The 18,614-nt window shown below is 70.2% G+C and carries 13 protein-coding genes; 8 read left to right on the forward strand and 5 right to left on the reverse strand.

What is annotated here, in order from left to right; all coding sequences use genetic code 11:
• Positions 1–22 precede the first annotated feature (22 nt).
• From nuoH to recQ, 8 genes are all read left to right on the forward strand, one after another.
• Positions 23–1,357 (forward strand): NADH-quinone oxidoreductase subunit NuoH, encoded by a 1,335-nt coding sequence (gene nuoH / locus ACZ4D5_RS17070; RefSeq protein ID WP_467773574.1) that lies wholly within the window; start codon positions 23–25, stop codon positions 1,355–1,357.
• Positions 1,350–2,021, forward strand: coding sequence for an NADH-quinone oxidoreductase subunit NuoI (gene nuoI / locus ACZ4D5_RS17075; protein ID WP_467773189.1), 672 nt, complete (start codon positions 1,350–1,352; stop codon positions 2,019–2,021). Before nuoH ends, nuoI begins: the two co-directional genes overlap by 8 nt.
• Entirely contained in the window at positions 2,018–2,854 is an 837-nt protein-coding gene (locus ACZ4D5_RS17080) for an NADH-quinone oxidoreductase subunit J (protein WP_467773190.1), read from the forward strand. Before nuoI ends, ACZ4D5_RS17080 begins: the two co-directional genes overlap by 4 nt.
• On the forward strand, positions 2,851–3,150 hold the full coding sequence (gene nuoK / locus ACZ4D5_RS17085) for an NADH-quinone oxidoreductase subunit NuoK (RefSeq protein WP_003974374.1): 300 nt from the start codon (positions 2,851–2,853) through the stop codon (positions 3,148–3,150). Before ACZ4D5_RS17080 ends, nuoK begins: the two co-directional genes overlap by 4 nt.
• A gap of 15 nt (positions 3,151–3,165) precedes the next feature.
• The gene (gene nuoL, locus ACZ4D5_RS17090; RefSeq protein ID WP_467773191.1) at positions 3,166–5,118 is read left to right on the forward strand and encodes an NADH-quinone oxidoreductase subunit L; all 1,953 of its coding nucleotides are present in this window, start codon (positions 3,166–3,168) and stop codon (positions 5,116–5,118) included.
• Positions 5,119–5,123: 5 nt separating this feature from the next.
• A complete protein-coding gene (locus ACZ4D5_RS17095) occupies positions 5,124–6,695 on the forward strand; it encodes an NADH-quinone oxidoreductase subunit M (RefSeq protein WP_362342732.1) in 1,572 nt (523 codons plus the stop codon).
• Entirely contained in the window at positions 6,692–8,341 is a 1,650-nt protein-coding gene (gene nuoN, locus ACZ4D5_RS17100) for an NADH-quinone oxidoreductase subunit NuoN (protein WP_467773192.1), read from the forward strand. Before ACZ4D5_RS17095 ends, nuoN begins: the two co-directional genes overlap by 4 nt.
• Before the next feature lie 216 nt (positions 8,342–8,557).
• Entirely contained in the window at positions 8,558–10,552 is a 1,995-nt protein-coding gene (recQ, locus tag ACZ4D5_RS17105) for a DNA helicase RecQ (RefSeq protein WP_467773193.1), read from the forward strand.
• Positions 10,553–10,721: 169 nt separating this feature from the next.
• Here recQ and ACZ4D5_RS17110 read toward each other — a convergent pair whose 3' ends face one another.
• From ACZ4D5_RS17110 to ACZ4D5_RS17130, 5 genes are all read right to left on the reverse strand, one after another.
• Positions 10,722–11,102, reverse strand: coding sequence for a GntR family transcriptional regulator (locus tag ACZ4D5_RS17110; protein WP_467773575.1), 381 nt, complete (start codon positions 11,100–11,102; stop codon positions 10,722–10,724).
• Entirely contained in the window at positions 11,099–11,887 is a 789-nt protein-coding gene (locus ACZ4D5_RS17115; protein WP_467773194.1) for a hypothetical protein, read from the reverse strand. Before ACZ4D5_RS17115 ends, ACZ4D5_RS17110 begins: the two co-directional genes overlap by 4 nt.
• Before the next feature lie 134 nt (positions 11,888–12,021).
• Positions 12,022–13,332, reverse strand: a complete 1,311-nt coding sequence (gene fahA, locus ACZ4D5_RS17120) for a fumarylacetoacetase (RefSeq protein WP_467773195.1) — start codon at positions 13,330–13,332, stop codon at positions 12,022–12,024.
• A gap of 111 nt (positions 13,333–13,443) precedes the next feature.
• Positions 13,444–13,890: a hypothetical protein gene (locus tag ACZ4D5_RS17125; protein WP_467773196.1), complete on the reverse strand. Its 447-nt coding sequence runs from the start codon at positions 13,888–13,890 to the stop codon at positions 13,444–13,446.
• Between the two features lie 2 nt (positions 13,891–13,892).
• On the reverse strand, positions 13,893–18,422 hold the full coding sequence (locus tag ACZ4D5_RS17130) for an RHS repeat-associated core domain-containing protein (protein ID WP_467773197.1): 4,530 nt from the start codon (positions 18,420–18,422) through the stop codon (positions 13,893–13,895).
• Positions 18,423–18,614: the final 192 nt, after the last annotated feature.

Consider the following 18,614-nt stretch of genomic DNA (forward strand, 5'->3'; position numbering starts at 1 on the left):
GCTTGCGGCGGAAGACCTGTCCATGTTCGGCCGCGATCCCTGGTGGCTGATCGCCCTCAAGGCGGTCTTCTGCTTCGCGTTCCTGATGGTGACGGTCCTCTTCTCCATCGTGTGGGAGCGCAAGGTCGTCGCCTGGATGCAGCTGCGCATCGGCCCCAACCGGCACGGCCCCTGGGGTCTGCTGCAGTCCCTCGCGGACGGCATCAAGCTGATGCTCAAGGAAGACGTGATCGTCAAGCGCGCGGACAAGGTGGTCTACATCCTTGCCCCGATCGTCGCGGCGATCCCGGCCTTCATGGCGATCGCGGTGATCCCCTTCGGGCCCGCGGGCAACGAAGTCTCGATCTTCGGTCAGCGCACCACGATGCAGCTCACCGACCTGCCGATCGCGATGCTCTACATCCTCGCGGTCGCCTCCGTCGGCATCTACGGCATCGTGCTCGCCGGCTGGAGTTCCGGATCCACGTATCCGCTCCTCGGCGGCCTGCGCTCCTGCGCGCAGATGATCTCGTACGAGATCGCGATGGGCGCCGCGTTCGCCTCCGTCTTCCTCTACTCCGGGTCGATGTCGACCTCGGCGATCGTGGAGGCGCAGGCCGACCGCTGGTACGTGCTGCTGCTTCCCGTCTCGTTCCTGATCTACATCGTGACGATGGTCGGCGAGACCAACCGCGCGCCGTTCGACATGCCGGAGTCCGAGGGTGACCTCGTCGGTGGCTTCAACACCGAGTACTCCTCCATCAAGTTCGCGCTGTTCATGCTCGCCGAGTACGTCAACATGGTCACCGTCTCGGCGGTCTCGGTCACGCTCTTCCTGGGGGGCTGGCGGGCCCCGTATCCGATCAGCACCTTCTGGGAGGGCGCGAACCACGGCTGGTGGCCGATGCTCTGGTTCGTGATCAAGGTCCAGCTGCTGCTGTTCTTCTTCATCTGGCTGCGCGGCACGCTGCCACGCGTGCGCTACGACCAGCTGATGAAGCTCGGCTGGAAGGTCCTGATCCCCGTCTCGGTCGTCTGGCTGATGCTCGTCGCCACGGTCAGGGCGATGCGGAACGAGAACTACGACTTCACCTCGATCGCGCTCTATGTGGGCGGCGGGGTCATCGCACTGCTGTTGCTCTCCGTGGTCGTCGACATCTTCCGCGACAAGCGCGAGAAGGAGGCCGCGGCCGAGGAGAAGCCGGTCGCCTTCGACCCGATGGCCGGTGGATTCCCCGTGCCGCCGCTGCCGGGGCAGAGCCTGCCGCCCGTACCGCGCCGACGCTCGCGCCAGGAGCGGGAGTTGGTTGTCAGTGGTGGGGCGGATACTCAGAGTGACGGAACCGGAAGTGACGGAAAGGAGGCGTCCGATGGCTGAGTCGAACCAGGAGTCACCACAGTCGCAGCACGAATCGAACCAATCGAAGCAGGGGTTCCAGAACCCCGTCGCGGGCTTCGGCGTGACCTTCAAGGCCATGTTCAAGAAGCGGCTGACCGAGCAGTATCCGGAGCAGCAGAAGACCACCGCTCCCCGCTTCCACGGCAGGCACCAGCTGAACCGCCATCCGGACGGCCTGGAGAAGTGCGTCGGCTGCGAGCTCTGCGCCTGGGCCTGTCCCGCGGACGCCATCTATGTGGAGGGCGCGGACAACACGGACGAGGAAAGGTACTCGCCCGGCGAGCGGTACGGCCGCGTCTACCAGATCAACTACGCCCGCTGCATCCTGTGCGGCCTGTGCATCGAGGCGTGCCCCACGCGCGCGTTGACGATGACGAACGAGTTCGAGCTGGCCGACAGCAGCCGCGAGAACCTCATCTACACCAAGGAGCAGCTGCTCGCCGGTCTTGAGGAGGGCATGGTCGACAGCCCGCACTCGATCTTCCCGGGCATGGACGAGCAGGACTACTACCGGGGCCTGGTGACCGAGGCGGCGCCGGGGACGGTTCCCCAGGTCGCCCTCTCCAAGGGGGAGACGCCCCAGGAGGCGGCGGCGACCTTCGGTGACGGCGAGCCGGCGTCGGAGAAGGTGATCGGCCGATGACGCTCGCCGCCTACACCACCTCCACCGGCGAGGCCTTCCAGTTCTGGGTGCTCGGCACGGTCGCCGTGATCGGCGCCCTGTGCACGATCCTCATGAAGAAGGCCGTGCACAGCGCGCTCTGCCTGGCCGGGACCATGATCATCCTGGCGGTCTTCTACCTCGCCAACGGCGCGTACTTCCTGGGCATCGTCCAGATCGTCGTCTACACCGGCGCGATCATGATGCTCTTCCTCTTCGTGGTCATGCTGGTCGGCGTCACCGCCGCCGACTCCCTGAAGGAGACCATCAAGGGGCAGCGCTGGCTGGCCGCCCTGTGCGGGCTCGGCTTCGCGGTGCTGCTCTTCGCGGGCATCGGGAACGCCTCGGTGAAGGAGTTCAACGGCCTCGGCAAGGCGAACGCCGGTGGCAACGTGGAGGGCCTCGCGTCCCTCATCTTCACCAAGTACGTCTTCGCCTTCGAGATCACCGGCGCCCTGCTCATCACGGCCACGGTCGGCGCGATGGTCATGACCCACCGCGAGCGCACGGAGCGCGCCAGGACCCAGCGCGAGATGGCCGAGGCGCGCGTGCGCGAGGGCAAGCACCTGCCGCCCCTGCCGGCCCCGGGTGTCTACGCCCGGCACAACGCCGTGGACATCGCGGGCCTGCTCCCCGACGGCACCCCCTCCGAGCTCACGGTCAACAGGACGCTGCGCGAGCGCGGCCAGATCCGCGACGTGTCGGACGAGGCCCTGGACGACCTGCGGGCGCTGGAGCAGCGCTCCGCCGACCGCCTGGAGCGGCCCGACCTCAAGCGGACCGACATCGGCCGGACCGAGGAGGCGTCGAAGTGAACCCCGTCAACTACCTCTATCTCGCCGCCCTGTTGTTCACGATCGGCGCGACCGGCGTGCTCATCAGGCGGAACGCGATCGTGGTGTTCATGTGCATCGAGCTCATGCTCAACGCCTGCAACCTCGCGTTCGTGGCCTTCTCCCGGATGCACGGCAACCTCGACGGCCAGATCATCGCCTTCTTCACGATGGTCGTCGCCGCCGCGGAGGTCGTGGTCGGGCTCGCGATCATCGTGTCGCTGTTCCGTTCCCGCCACTCGGCCTCGGTCGACGACGCCAGCCTGATGAAGCTGTAAGGGGTCGCAGGAACCGTGAATACAGAGAACTTGATTGCGCTGCTCGTCGCGGCGCCTCTGCTCGGAGCGGCCGTACTGCTGTGCGGCGGGCGGGCGTTGGACCGCGCGGGCCACTGGATCGGCACGCTGCTCGCGGCCGCATCCTTCGTCGTCGCCGTGGTGCTCTTCTCGGACATGCTCGGCAAGGGCGCGGAGGAACGCACCCTGTCGCAGCACCTGTTCAGCTGGATCCCCGTCGAGGGCTTCCAGGCGGACGTCGCCTTCCAGCTCGACCAGCTGTCGATGACGTTCGTCCTGCTGATCTCCGGTGTGGGCACCCTGATCCACATCTACTCCATCGGGTACATGGAGCACGACGAGCGGCGCCGCCGTTTCTTCGGCTACCTGAACCTGTTCCTCGCGGCGATGCTCCTGCTGGTCCTCGCCGACAACTACCTCCTCCTGTACGTCGGATGGGAGGGCGTCGGCCTCGCCTCGTACCTCCTGATCGGCTTCTGGCAGCACAAGCCCAGCGCGGCCACCGCCGCGAAGAAGGCCTTCCTGGTCAACCGGGTCGGCGACATGGGCCTGTCGATCGCCATCATGCTGATGTTCACCACCTTCGGGACGTTCGCCTTCGGGCCCGTCCTGGAGTCCACGGGTGAGACGTCGGAGGGCAAGCTCACCGCCATCGGCCTGATGCTGCTGCTCGCCGCGTGCGGCAAGTCGGCCCAGGTGCCGCTGCAGTCCTGGCTCGGTGACGCGATGGAGGGCCCGACCCCGGTCTCGGCCCTCATCCACGCCGCCACGATGGTGACCGCCGGTGTCTACCTCATCGTCCGCTCCGGCGAGATCTTCAACGCCGCGCCGGACGCCCAGCTCGTCGTCACCGTCGTCGGAGCGGTCACGCTCCTGTTCGGTGCGATCGTCGGTTGCGCGAAGGACGACATCAAGAAGGCCCTCGCGGGCTCGACGATGTCCCAGATCGGCTACATGATCCTGGCCGCGGGCCTCGGCCCCGTCGGCTATGTCTTCGCGATCATGCACCTGGTGACGCACGGCTTCTTCAAGGCCGGCCTCTTCCTCGGCGCCGGATCGGTCATGCACGGCATGAACGACGAGGTCGACATGAGGAAGTACGGCGGCCTCAGGAAGTACATGCCGGTCACCTTCGTCACCTTCGGGCTCGGCTACCTCGCGATCATCGGCTTCCCGGGGCTCTCCGGCTTCTTCTCCAAGGACAAGATCATCGAGGCCGCCTTCGCCAAGGGCGGCACGGAGGGCTGGATCCTCGGCTCGGTGGCGCTGCTGGGCGCGGCCATCACCGCGTACTACATGACGCGCGTGATGATCATGACCTTCTTCGGAGAGGAGCGCTGGCGCCACGAGCGGACGCCGTCCCCGGACGCACCGGATGTGGAACCGGCCGCGGAGACGCGCGGCGAGCACTCCGAGCCGCACCCGCACGAGTCCCCGAAGTCCATGACGATCCCGATGATCCTGCTCGCCTTCGGGTCGGTCTTCGCGGGTGGCTTCTTCAGCATCGGCGACCGCTTCATGCACTGGCTGGAGCCGGTCACCCGGCACGACCACGGCGACTCGCCGCTGAGCGCCGCCACCGTCACGGGCGCCACCATGGTGGTCCTCGTCATCGGCGTCGCCCTGGCCTACGTCCAGTACGGGCGCCGGCCCGTCCCGGTCACCGCCCCGCGCGGCTCGGTGCTCACCCGCGCCGCCCGCCGCGACCTGCTGCAGGACGACTTCAACCACGTCGTCCTGGTGCGCGGCGGCGAGCACCTGACGCGGTCCCTGGTCTACGTCGACCACACCCTGGTCGACGGAGTCGTCAACGGCACGGCGGCCTCGGTCGGCGGCCTCTCCGGCCGGCTGCGCAAACTGCAGAACGGCTACGCCCGCTCGTATGCGGTCTCGATGTTCGGCGGCGCTGCGGTACTCATCGCCGCGACCCTGCTGATGAGGGCGGTCTGATACCGATGTCCTTTCCTCTGCTGACAGCGACGGCGGCCCTGCCCGCGGTCGGCGCGATCGCCACGGCAGCCGTTCCGGCCGCCCGGCGGACCGCCGCCAAGTGGCTCGCGCTGCTCGTCTCGCTCGCCACGCTGGCCCTGGCCGTGACCGTGCTCGTGCGGTTCGACCCGGACGGGGACCGCTATCAACTGACCGAGTCGCACGCCTGGATCAAGGACTTCGGGGTGCGGTACGAGCTCGGGGTCGACGGCATCGCCGTCGCGCTCATCGCGCTCACCGCCCTGCTGATCCCCTTCATCATCCTGGCCGGGTGGCACGACGCCGATCCCCTCGAAACCAAGTCGTCGCGGTGGCGGCCCACTCAGGGTTTCTTCGCCCTGATCCTGGCCGTCGAGGCGATGGTGATCATCTCCTTCGAGGCCACCGACGTCTTCCTCTTCTACATCTTCTTCGAAGCCATGCTCATCCCGATGTACTTCCTCATCGGCGGCTTCGGAGACCGCGCCCACGCGGGCAGCGACGAGAACGCCTCGGCCCAACGCTCGTACGCGGCCGTGAAGTTCCTCCTCTACAACCTCGTCGGCGGCCTCATCATGCTGGCCGCGGTCATCGGGCTCTACGTGGTCGCGGGGAACTTCTCGCTCCAGGAGATCTCCGCCGCGCGCGCGGACGGCTCGCTCGACATGGCGACCAACACCGAGCGGCTGCTGTTCCTCGGCTTCTTCTTCGCCTTCGCGGTGAAGGCGCCGCTGTGGCCGCTGCACACCTGGCTGCCGAACGCGATGGGGGAGTCCACGGCCCCCGTCGCCGTACTGATCACGGCCGTCGTCGACAAGGTCGGCACGTTCGCGATGCTGCGGTTCTGCCTCGGGCTCTTCCCCGAGGCGAGCGAGTGGGCGACGCCCGTCGTCCTCGTCCTCGCCCTGATCAGCATCATCTACGGCGCGCTCCTCGCCGTCGGCCAGCGCGACATCAAGCGCCTGGTGGCGTACGCGTCGATCTCGCACTTCGGCTTCATCATCCTCGGCATCTTCGCGATGACCTCGCAGGGCCAGTCCGGCGCGACGCTCTACATGGTCAACCACGGCATCTCCACCGCCGCGCTGATGCTGGTCGCCGGCTTCCTGATCTCGCGCCGCGGCTCGCGCCTCATCGCGGACTACGGAGGCGTGCAGAAGGTCGCCCCGGTCCTCGCGGGCACCTTCCTGATCGGTGGTCTCGCGACGCTCTCGCTGCCGGGGCTCGCGCCCTTCGTGAGTGAATTCCTGGTCCTGGTCGGCGCGTTCGCGCGCTACCCGGTGGTCGGGATCATCGCGACCCTCGGCATCGTGCTCGCCGCGCTGTACACCCTCGTCCTCTATCAGCGGACGATGACGGGCCCCGTGAAGGCGGAGGTCTCGGCCATGCCCGACCTGCGGGTGCGTGAACTGGTCGTCGTCGCCCCGCTGATCGCGCTCCTGATCGGCCTCGGGGTCTACCCGAAGCCGCTCACCGACCTGGTGAACCCGGCGGTCAAGCACACCATGTCCGACGTACAGAAGAAGGACCCCGAGCCCGAGGTGGAGGCGGCCAAGTGAGCGCATCAGCCGTCCACAGCCTGTGGACAATGGCGGCCGATCCGATCGACAAGATCGACGCGCCCAAGATCGAGTATGGGCAGCTGTCGCCGACGTTGATCGTCATCGGCGCGGCCGTCATCGGAGTGCTCATCGAAGCCTTCGTCCCGCGCAAGTCCCGTTACTACGTCCAGCTGTTCGTCTCCGTGGTGGCGCTCTGCGCCGCCTTCGCCGCCGTCGTCGGGCTCGCCGCCCGCGGCTTCGGCACCACGAAGGCCCAGATCGCCGCGATGGGCGCCATCGCGGTCGACGGACCCGCGCTCTTCCTGCAGGGCACGATCCTGCTGGCGGGGCTCGTCTCGATCTTCACCTTCGCCGAGCGGCGCCTCGATCCGGTGGCGCACGGCAACCGCGTGGACTCGTTCGTGCCGCAGGCCGGATCGGTGCCGGGCAGCGAGGGCGAACAGGCCGCCACCAAGGCCGGGTTCGCCACCACCGAGGTGTTCCCGCTGGCGCTCTTCGCCATCGGCGGCATGCTCGTCTTCCCCGCGGCCAACGACCTCCTGACGCTCTTCATCGCGCTGGAAGTCTTCTCCCTGCCGCTGTACCTGCTCTGCGCGCTCGCCCGCCGCAAGCGCCTGATGTCGCAGGAAGCCGCCGTCAAGTACTTCCTGCTCGGCGCGTTCGCCTCGGCGTTCACGCTCTTCGGCATCGCGCTCCTGTACGGGTACGCGGGTTCGGTGTCGTACGCGACCATCGCGAACGTCGTCGAGGGCAACGTGAAGACCGTGGACCCGGCGCTCGCCGACACCATGGGCAATGACGCGCTGCTCCTGATCGGCGTCGCGATGGTGGTGATGGGGCTGCTCTTCAAGGTGGGCGCGGTGCCGTTCCACATGTGGACCCCGGACGTGTACCAGGGCGCCCCGACGCCGGTCACCGGTTTCATGGCGGCGGCGACGAAGGTGGCCGCGTTCGGCGCGCTCCTCCGTCTCCTCTACGTGGTCCTGCCGGGCCTGCGCTGGGACTGGCGTCCGGTCATGTGGGGCATCGCGATCATCACGATGCTGGGCGGCGCGATCGTCGCGATCACCCAGACCGACATCAAGCGGCTCCTGGCGTACTCGTCGATCGCGCACGCCGGATTCATCCTCGCCGGTGTCATCGCGACCACCCCGGACGGCGTCTCCTCGGTCCTCTTCTACCTGGCCGCCTACTCCTTCGTGACCATCGGCGCCTTCGCCGTCGTCACGCTGGTGCGGGACGCGGGCGGCGAGGCCACGCACCTGTCCAAGTGGGCGGGGCTCGGACGCAGGTCCCCGCTGGTCGCCGCGGTCTTCGCGGTCTTCCTCCTCGCCTTCGCGGGCATTCCGCTGACGTCCGGGTTCACGGGCAAGTTCGCGGTGTTCAAGGCGGCGGCGGAGGGCGGGGCGGGCGCCTTGGTCGTGGTCGGTGTCCTGTCGTCGGCGATCGCCGCGTTCTTCTACATCCGCGTGATCGTCCTGATGTTCTTCAGTGAGCCGAAGGCGGACGGCCCCACGGTCGCCGTGCCCTCCCCGCTGACGATGACGGCGATCGGGGTGGGCGTCGCGGTGACGCTGGTGCTCGGTGTGGCCCCGCAGTACTTCCTGGATCTGGCGAACCAGGCGGGAGTCTTCGTCCGGTAGCCGGATCTCCTTCGTACGTCTCTTCTCGTACGCGTCTGCCGCCCGGCACCCCTCGTGAGACGGGGCGCCGGGCGGAAGCGTGTTCGGAGACAGGTGCGGGGACGGTGCGCGGGATGTCCGGACGCGGCCCCCAGCCTGTGGATAACTTCTCGGGGTGTCCGAGCGGGGCCCTATCGTGGAGGCAGTGGTCGAAGCGCGACGTACGGGGGCAGGGCGATGAATGGGATCGGTGGCATGGGTGAGGTGACGGAGAGCGACGCGCTGCGTACGCTCCATCGCGTCTTCGGGTACGACGCCTTCCGCGGCGAGCAGGAAGCGATCATCGAGCATGTGGTGGGCGGCGGGGACGCCGTGGTCCTCATGCCGACCGGCGGCGGCAAGTCCCTCTGCTACCAGATCCCGGCCCTGGTCAGACCGGGCACGGGCGTCGTGGTCTCCCCGCTCATCGCGCTCATGCAGGACCAGGTGGACGCGCTGCGGGCGCTCGGCGTGCGGGCCGGGTTCATCAACTCCACGCAGGACTTCGACGAGCGCCGCGTGATGGAGGCGGAGTTCCTCGCCGGCGAGCTCGACGTGCTGTATCTCGCCCCGGAGCGGCTGCGCCTCGACGCGACCCTTGATCTCCTGTCACGGGGCAAGATCTCGGTCTTCGCCATCGACGAGGCGCACTGCGTCGCGCAGTGGGGCCACGACTTCCGCCCCGACTACCTGGCGCTCTCGGTGCTCGGGCAGCGCTGGCCGGACGTGCCCCGCATCGCGCTCACGGCCACGGCCACGCACGCCACGCACCAGGAGATCACGCAGCGGCTCGGCATGCCGGACGCCAAGCACTTCGTGGCGAGCTTCGACCGGCCCAACATCCAGTACCGCATCGTGCCCAAGGCCGAGCCGAAGAAGCAGCTCCTGTCCTTCCTGAAGGAGGAGCACGCGGGCGACGCCGGCATCGTCTACTGCCTCTCGCGCAACTCGGTGGAGAAGACCGCCGAGTTCCTCTGCAGGAACGGCATCGAGGCCGTCCCGTACCACGCGGGCCTGGACGGCGGCACCCGCGCGGCCCACCAGTCCCGCTTCCTGCGGGAGGAGGGCCTCGTCGTCTGCGCCACCATCGCCTTCGGCATGGGCATCGACAAGCCGGACGTCCGCTTCGTCGCCCACCTCGACCTGCCGAAGTCGGTCGAGGGGTACTACCAGGAGACGGGCCGCGCGGGCCGTGACGGCCTGCCCTCCACGGCCTGGATGGCGTACGGCCTCCAGGACGTCGTCCAGCAGCGAAAGTTGATCCAGGGCGGCGAGGGCGACGAGGCGTTCCGCCGCCGGGCCGCCTCCCATCTGGACTCGATGCTGGCGCTGTGCGAGACCGCCCAGTGCCGCCGGGCCCAACTGCTCACCTACTTCGGTCAGGAGGCGGCCGCGCAGTCCTGCGGGAACTGCGACACCTGCCTCACCCCGCCCGAGACCTGGGACGGCACGGTCGCGGCGCAGAAGGTGCTCTCCACGGTCGTGCGGCTGCAGCGCGAGCGCGGCCAGAAGTTCGGCGCGGGCCAGATCATCGACATCCTCCTGGGCAAGAAGACCGCCAAGGTCATCCAGTTCGACCACGACCAGCTCTCCGTCTTCGGCATCGGCGAGGAGCTGGCGGAGGCCGAATGGCGGGGTGTGGTGCGGCAGTTGCTGGCACAGGGCCTGATCGCGGTGGAAGGGGAGTACGGCACGCTGGTGCTCACCGAGACCAGCGGTTCCGTCCTGGGCCGCGAGCGCGAGGTGCGGTTGCGCAAGGAGCCCAAGCGGACCGCCGCGGCGCGGGCCACCAAGGGCGAGCGCAAGGCGAAGTCCGCGGCGGCGGCCGCCGAGTTGCCCCAGGAGGCGGTGCCGCTCTTCGAGGCCCTGCGCGCCTGGCGTGCCGCCCAGGCCAAGGAGCAGGGCGTCCCCGCGTACGTGATCTTCCACGACGCCACGCTGCGGGAGTTCGCCACGCTGCGTCCCACGTCCGTCGGGGACCTGGCGGGCATCAGCGGAGTCGGCGAGAAGAAGCGGGCGACGTACGGCGAGGGGGTGGTCGGCGTCGTCGCGGAGTTCCTGGGCGGGGCGCCCGCGGCCGCGGCCGGGGGTGGTGAGTCCGGTGTGGATTCCGCGCCCGGCGGGGCGGAGCTGCCGCTGAGCGATGAGATGGAGCCGGACTGGGGGGACGAGGAGCCGGACTGGACCTCTTAGGGGTGCGTGGTTCCCCGGCCCGGCCGGATGCCGGGGTCGGCCCCCGGGCTGGTCTGCCTCGGGCCGGGGTGCGCGGCTCCTGCGGAGCCGAGGTGCCGGGCCTTCGGCCTGACTTCACGTTCATGTGCCCGAGCGTCAAAGACTTGACTGCCGGGGGCGTTCCGCCGCTTCACATGCCGTCCAGTGCCTTCCTCACCGCTGCCGCCACCTCCGCGTCGTCCGCCCCGAGCGCGCGGGCCGCGGTGATGAACTGCTCGGTCAGTGAGGCCAGTTGAGCCGGGTCGGGGCCCGCGGGAGCCGCCGGAAGCGGGGCCACCCTCGTGCCCGCGCCGCGGCGGGTGCGGATCAGGGACGCCGCTTCCAGTTCGCGGTAGGCGCGGGCGACCGTGCCTGCCGCGAGGCCCAGGTCGGCGGCGAGTTGGCGGACGGGCGGGAGGCGTTCGCCCTCGGGGAGGCGGCCCGAGGTGATCAGGGCGGCGAGCCGGGCCCGGATCTGTTCGTAGGGCGGGACGGGGCTCGTGGTGTCGACCCGGACGGCCGGGCCCGTCATCGGCGGTCGGCCCGGGGCGAGACGATCGCGGTGAGGCACCACGTCATGGTGGCCAGGGCGGAGAGGCCCACGGGGATCAGTATCCAGGCGGAGCCGGACGTGCCCGCGCAGTCGAGACTCAGCAGGGCGCCGGAGGCGAAGGTGGTGGCGCCGAGCAGCGGCGTGGAGACCAGCAGCCCCCAGGCCGCGGTGATCGCCAACGCCCGGTCGAGGCGCGGCTGTTCCTCCGCGGGGCGGCGGGCGATCCTGCGCAGGGACCACGCGCAGGCGGCCGTGCCGACGGCGAGCGAGGCGAGGACCGGGATGCCGTAGAAGAGCCCGGGCCAGGGGCCCACTGTCGACGTCATGCCCTGGCAGGTGGCGGAGAGGGAGCGCCCGGCGCGGCCCTGGTCGTCCGCCGAAGCGGTGGCCGCCGCGACGGCGAGCAGGGTGACGAGTGCGAGCGCCTGCGCGGCGAGCAGTCGGGTCATCCGGGGCGGCACGTGGTCCCGGGCTCTGCGGGGTGCGAGGCCGGCGCTGCGGACCGGGCCGCGCGGCGGTGGCGTGAGCGCGTCGCCGAGCAGGACCCCGGCGACGGCGCAGAGCCCGAACGCCGGGATGGCGTAGAGGATTCCGACCCCCAGGCCGTCGTCCCGGGATGCCACCGCCCACGCGGCGGCGGCCCCCGCGGCGAGGCCGGCCCAGCGGGCGTACAGATCGACGCGGGCGCGGGCGGTTGCCTCCGGCGGGAGGGGCAGGCCGGACGTGGCGGGTGGATGAGTGGTGCCGGTGCTGCTGCCGTGCATGTGTGGACCCCCGATGGAGCGGTGCCGGGTGGTCGGGCCCGGACCTGTACTCAGCGCCTGATTGTATCAAGCGCTGAGTACAAGTTCACCTCAGTCGGAGCGTTGTGTCAAGCAGTTGACACAAACGGCCCGGCTCAGCGCGCCGCCACGATCCGGCCCGTCACCTCGCCCAGCCCCACCTTCGTCCCGCCCGGGCCCGGTGCCCACGCCGAGAGCGTGACCTCGTCGCCGTCCTCCAGGAACGTCCGCTTGCCGTCCGGGAGTTCGAGGGGGTCGCGGCCGTTCCAGGTGATCTCGATCAGGGAGCCGTACTGGCCGGCCTCGGGGCCGCTGACCGTGCCCGAGCCGTACAGGTCGCCGGTGCGCAGCGAGGCGCCGTTGACCGTCATGTGCGCCAGCTGCTGCGCGGCCGTCCAGTAGACGCCGGCGAACGGCGGCTCGGAGATGACCTGGCCGTTGAGCGTGACCGTGATGCGCAGGTCGTAGCCGCCCGGCTCGTCCGCCGCCTCCGTCGAGTCGTCCAGGTAGGGCAGGAGCTGGTGCGTGCGCTCCGGGGGAGCGGTCCGCGCCGCGTCCAGTGCCTCGAGCGGCGTGATCCACGCGGACACCGACGTGGCGAAGGACTTGCCGAGGAACGGGCCCAGCGGGACGTACTCCCAGGCCTGGATGTCGCGCGCGGACCAGTCGTTGAGGAGGGTGAGTCCGAAGACGTGCTCCCGGAAGTCCGCCAGGGGAACGGGAGTTCCGGGCGTGGAGGGCGCGCCGACCACGAAGCCGACCTCCGCCTCGATGTCGAGCCGGACCGAAGGGCCGAAGACCGGGGCCGGGTCGGCGGGCGCCTTGCGCTGGCCCGTCGGCCGCACGACGTCGGTGCCGGAGACCACGACGGTGCCGGAGCGCCCGTGGTAACCGATGGGCAGGTGCTTCCAGTTGGGCGTCAGCGGCGTCGGTGAGTCCGGGCGGAACATCTTGCCCAGGTTCGTCGCGTGGTTCTCCGAGGCGTAGAAGTCGACGTAATCCGCGACCTCGAACGGCAGGTGCAGGGTCACGTCGGAGAGCGGGTGCAACAGGGGGCGCACGGTGTCGCGGTGGGACGGGACCGTGACCCACGCCGTCAGGGCGCGCCGCACGTCGGACCACGCGGTGCGGCCCGCGGCGAGCAGCGGGTTCAGCGTGGGCCGCGCGAGGAGCGAGACGTAGGGGGAGCCGAGCGCGGCGGCCGCGGCGCCCGCGTCCAGGACGTACGAGCCGAGCCGCACCCCGACCCTGCGCCGGCCGTCGTCCTCACCGGACAGGGAGAACACGCCGTATGGGAGGTTGTGGGGTCCGAAGGGGTCGCCCTCGGGCAGGCCGAAGGGGTCACCCTCGGGGAGGCCGGTGGCGCCCCCTCCGGGGAGGGCGGCGGAGTCGCCGGCGGCCGGGTCGAGCGGGGTCTGCTCGGACATGCGTACCTGCCTCGCTTTCCATAGGGGTGTGCCACACGTTACGTGTGGAGCCCCCGGTTACGGCAGTGCTTAAAGAGTTCGCAACGTCGTCACGAGGCTGACCGGCGCCGCCTACCGCGTCCGGTCGGTCACCTGCCATTCCGTGCTGTCGACCGCCTCGATCACGAAGGGGCTGCCGGAGAGGTCCATGGCCTCCAGGGCCGCCGGGTCGGGCTCCGTGCCCTCTTCGACGGCGATGAGGATCAGGTCCTGCACCTGCTCGACCCGCCCCGCGAAGTCCCGCAGGGCGGGCCAGTCGAAGGGGAGCCCGGTGGGGGACTCCAGGGCGGCCTCCTCGAACTCCTCGACGGAGAGGCCGCCCGGCATCTCCCCGACGCCGGTGAACTCGAGGACGCGCCAGGTCCAGGCCGCCCCGCGCTCCTCGGGTACGTGGGCCAGCACGTCGGAGAGGGTGACCAAGTGCCCCTCGGGGCCGTGCATCGGGATCCGCAGGGTGTCCGCGGTGTTCCTGTCGTCCGCGGCTTTCATGTCGTCTCCGGCGTCTGAGGTGTCGGGCATGGTCACGGCCATTCGAGCGGTTCGGCGGGGCCCCTCTGCCGGGTTCCGCCTGTGGGGTTCGGAAGATATCGGTGCTGGTGGGGATTGTCGTGGTTCTGCGGCCGCCCGTGGTCCGTGAAGTCGATGTCGCGCACCGGCTGGCCGTCCGCGTCGAACTCACGGGCCTGCGCGTACCGGTCGCGCCGACCCGGCTTGATGCCGAGTTGTGTGTGGGGATAGCCCTCGGCGGCGGGGTCGGGCGCGGGGTTGCCGTGCTTGTCGCGGGGCAGCTTCCGGTCCGGGAAGCCCTGGCCGTACGGGTAGGGCGAGAGGCCGAGCGGGTCGCTCCAGGTGTGGGGATTGGCCACGTAGGAGACCGGGTTGGGCGCGGGGGCGAGGCCGAGGGGGTCCGGGGTGGCGTAGCGGCCGGTCTCCGGTTCGTAGTGGCGGAAGTAGTTGTGGTGGAGGCCCGTCTCGGGGTCGAAGTACTGGCCGGGAAAGCGCAGCGGTGTGTACGCCGTGCTGCCCGATTCCCAGGCGGTGGTGCCCCACAGGGTGCTGCGGGTCCGCCAGGCGATGTCGCCTTGCTCGTCGACGAGTTCGGTGGGCGTGCCGATGAGGTCGGTGACGATCGCGAAGAAGCGGGAGTCGATCTCCTGCTGGGGGGCCGGGGGTGCGTCGAGGAGCCCGACGGCTCCCGCGGCTCCGAGGCCGTCGGAGGAGGCCTTGCCGACCGCGGGCGCGGTGATGCGCTCCAGCTGCGTCAGCGGCCGCAGACCATCGTGGTCCCAGGTCAGCGTCACCTCGTGGGGCAGGTCCCGCGCGCGGGTCGTCTGCTCGCAGAGCGTCGTTCCCTCCCAGGTGAAGTCGACCTGTTCGACGACGGTACGGCCGTCGTCGGCGAGCCGCCGCTTGGCCGAGCGCCGCCCCAGCGGGTCGTACCGGTACGTCCACCGGGTGCCGTCCGGAGTGACCACGGAGCGCAGCTTGTCCTGCACGTCCCACTCGTAGCGCCAGGTCTCCGGCTTGCGGGAGAGCCGGGTCCGCTGCCGCAGGACGACGCGGCCCAACGCGTCGTACTCGTACCGGACACGGCCCGCGCGCGTGAGGCGGGTCCCTTCGTAGGCGCGCGTGCCGACCGCGTCCTGGCCGGGGTGGGTGCTCGGCCAGGCGGCCTCGGTCTGATTGCCCGCCTGGTCGTAGGCGTACCGCTCGCTCCAACCGTCGGCGTGCACGGCCGTGACCCGCTTCGCCGCGTCGAGGCCGAAGCTGCGGCTCCCGGAGAGCTGGTCGTCGACGCCGAGGAGGCTGCCGTCACCGCCGTACCGGTAGGCGCGGTGCTGGACGCGGCGCGTGCCGCCCGCCGTCACGGACTGCGCGGTGAGGCGGCCCTGTTCGTCGAAGGAGTGGGTGAGGGTGAGCTCGGCCCCGATGTGCCGGGCGACCTCCTGGCCCGCCGCGTCGTACTCGAAGCGGAGCGCGTGGCCCGAGGCGCTCGCCCCGTTCCGGTTGCCCGCGGCGTCGTAGGACCAGGTCGTCGTCGCACCGCTCGGCGTGGTGCGGCTGACGACGCGGCCCAACGCGTCGTACGCGTGGGTGAGTTCGCGTCCGTCGGTGCTCTGGGAGACGAGGCGGCCCGCCGCGTCCCTGCGCAGCGTGAGCGTGCTGTCCGCGGTGGTCGCGCGGACGAGGCGGCCCGCCGGGTCGTAGGCGTACTCCGTGACCGCGCCCTCGGCGTCGGACCGGACGACCCGTCCCAGGCTGTCGTGCGCGTACTCCACGCGCCCGCCGAGGGCGTCGGTGCGTGCGACGAGTTGGCCCGCCGCGTCGTGGGTGTAGTGGACGCAGCGGCCGTCGAAGTCCGTCTCGGACACCGGGCGCCCGGCGTCGTCGTAGGTGTACTGCCAGGTGAGCCCCTGCGGATTCGTGACCGAGGTGAGCCGCAGCGAGGGGTCGTGCCGGAAGGTGTAGCGCGCGCCGTCGGGGTCGGTGCGGGCGGACAACATGTCGAAGTGGGTGTACTCGAACCGTGAGACGGCGCCCGTCGCGTCGGTGTGACTGACGCAGTTGCCCTCCCCGTCGTACTCCCAGGTCTCAGCGGCCCCGTCCGCGGTGGCGCGGCTGGTCAGCAGGCCCTCCGTCGACCAGGTGAAGCGGGTGGTGCGGCCCAGCGGATCGGTGAACCGGTGGGGCAGACCGGTCGCGGTGCGGGCCCACCGGGTGGTGCCGCCCAGCGGGTCGCGCGAGCTCAGCGGCAGGCCCGCGGGGTCGCACTCGACCGTGGTGGTGTGGTCCAGCGGGTCGGTGATCGAGGTGATGTGCCCCTGCGCGGAGTAGCCGTAGCGGTAGGTCGCGCCGTCCGTGTCCGTGACGGCCGTGCAGTTGCCGCGCGCGTCGTACGCACGGTGCCAGCTGGTCCCGTCGGGGAGGCGCGCCGCCGTCGGCAGGGCGAGGGCGTCGTCGTAGGCGTACTGGACGGTGCTCCCGTCGGGCCTGGTCACCAGAGTGGGGTGGCCGAGGCCGTTGCGCTCGTACCGCGTCGTGCGCCCCAGCTCGTCGGTCCGGGACAGGGGGCGGTGGTGCTCGTCCCAGGTGGTGCGGACGGTGCCGCCGAGCGGGTCGATCTCGGCGACGACCTGGCTGTTGTCGTTGACGACGAAGCGGGTGACGGCGCCCTCGGCGGTCGTCAGGGTGGTGACGCGGGCGCCCGGCCAGTCGGCGCAGCGGCCGTCGTAGTCGAGGGTGATGGCGATGTGCCCGGCTTCACCGCCCTCGGCGACACAGCGGTCGAGCGCGTCGTACGCGTAGTCGTAGCGGCTGCCGTTGCTGTCGGTCCACGAGGTGACCCGCAGCCGCTCGTCGTACGTGAACACCAGCGGGTGGCCGGTGCTGTTGACGACCGTGGTGAGGTTGCCGTCGGTGTACTCGTACGTCCTGACGGTGAGGTCCGAGCCGTCCGCCGAGCCGCCCACGAGGACGAGCGAGGTGATGTGGCCCTCGTCGACGGTCAACTTGAGGTGGTAGCCGCCCGAGTGCCGGATGGCGAGCGGGGTGCCGTCCTCGTCGTGGTCGAAGTCGATGCGGTTGTGGTTGCGGTCGGTGATCCGCTGGATCAGTGCGACGCCGTCGACGGGCGCGGCGAAGAAGCGGGTGTGGCCGGTGTACGGATCGTCGATCCGGTATCCGCCGTCGTCGAGCCGGGTGAGGGGCTGGCGCGCGCCGGCCTCCGGGAGGACGGGCGTGCCGGGCTCGACGGGGTGGGGGTAGGCGAGCAGCAGGCCGTCCTCGGTGACGTGGACGACTCCTCCGGAGTGGACCTCCAGGTGCTGGTCGATGGTGGAGGCCCAGGTGGGCCCGAACCACCAGCCGGTGCGGTAGCCGGAGGACACGCGGCGGTGGAAGGCCAGCGGCAGGGTGCCCGGCAGCGTGATGTCGGTCTGCGGCAGGAACATGAAGCCGGTGGCCATGTCGATCGGGTCGGAGCCCCGGGACGTCACGGCGTCGGCGGCGCGGTTGTCGGCTCCCTTGGCGCCGCTCTTGAGGGCGTCGTCGGCGTTCTTGCCGAGGCCCTTCACTCCGGCCTTCAGGCCCTTCGCGCCCTTGGCGAGTTTGGCGGCGGTGGTGATGCCCTTCATGCCGGGGACGCAGTCCATGGCGGAGAACGCCACGTCCATGAGGGTGGCTTGGCCCTTGGCGTATTTGCTCAGGGTGTCCGCCAGGACGATGGCTCCGGCGACGATCACGATGGCGGCGAGGATCGGCCCGCCCACGATCATCGCGATTACCCCGACGACGGCGACGACGACCTTGCACACGGCGACGATGGTGTCCCAGTTGTCGGAGACCCAGTCGCCGATCTCCTCCCACCACTTGCGGTTCTGGATCCCCGCGTCCGAGGCCTCGTCGATCTTCCGCTTCGCGGTCCCGGCGGCTTCCTCGCGCATCTTGCGGGCGTCCGCGGCCATCTTCTTCGCCGCGTCCAGCGCGCTCTGAGCGGAGTCGACATCACCCTGGGCGGACTTCTGGGCCTTCTCGGCGGAGGCTGCGTTACGGGTGGCGGCGCGGACCTTGTCCTCGTCCGGCTTGGGCACGTCCTTGCCGGACTTGCCCCCGTCGTCCTTGTACTTGTCGGCCTCCTTGCCGGCCCGCTCCACCCACGAATCGGCCGAGGAGAGACGGGACTTGGCGGAGGACAGATCGGCTTGGGCCTCGCGGCCCTTGACCAGCGCCTTGTCGGCCAGGGTCTGGGCACGCTCCAGCTCGGGCCAGTACCCGGACAGCGCGTCGCCCGCCATCTCGTAGCTCTTCTTGAGCTTCTTCAGCTTGCCGGGCGCGTCCTCGAACTTCTCGGTGAAGGCCTCCGCGGTCTGCCCGGCCCACTGCAGGATCGCGTCCTCGCCCGCCATCCCCTTGATGTCCCGCAGCACCCTGCCCACGTCATCGGCGAAGTCGTGGAGATTCGCGGCGAGCTTGCGGACCCGCTGCGGATCCCCCGGCGTCGGATCCTTCTCCAGATCCAAGACATGCCAGTCCGACGGCCGATGGCCCCCCATGTGTCTTCCCCCGTCTCGTGCGCACTCTCGGCGACGTGCTCGTGCCCAAAACTACTGGCTGTGCGGTGACAAGAGGGAAAGCGCCTCCCGCGGTTACCAAACGAGTACGTGGTGAGACGTGTGTCGCCCGGGTCCGGTGTCGCGGAATGCGGTGTCGCGGAACGCGGTGTTGCGGAATGACAGGGTCCACTT

The sequence above is a fragment of the Streptomyces sp. NPDC025651 genome, assembly GCF_055558735.1.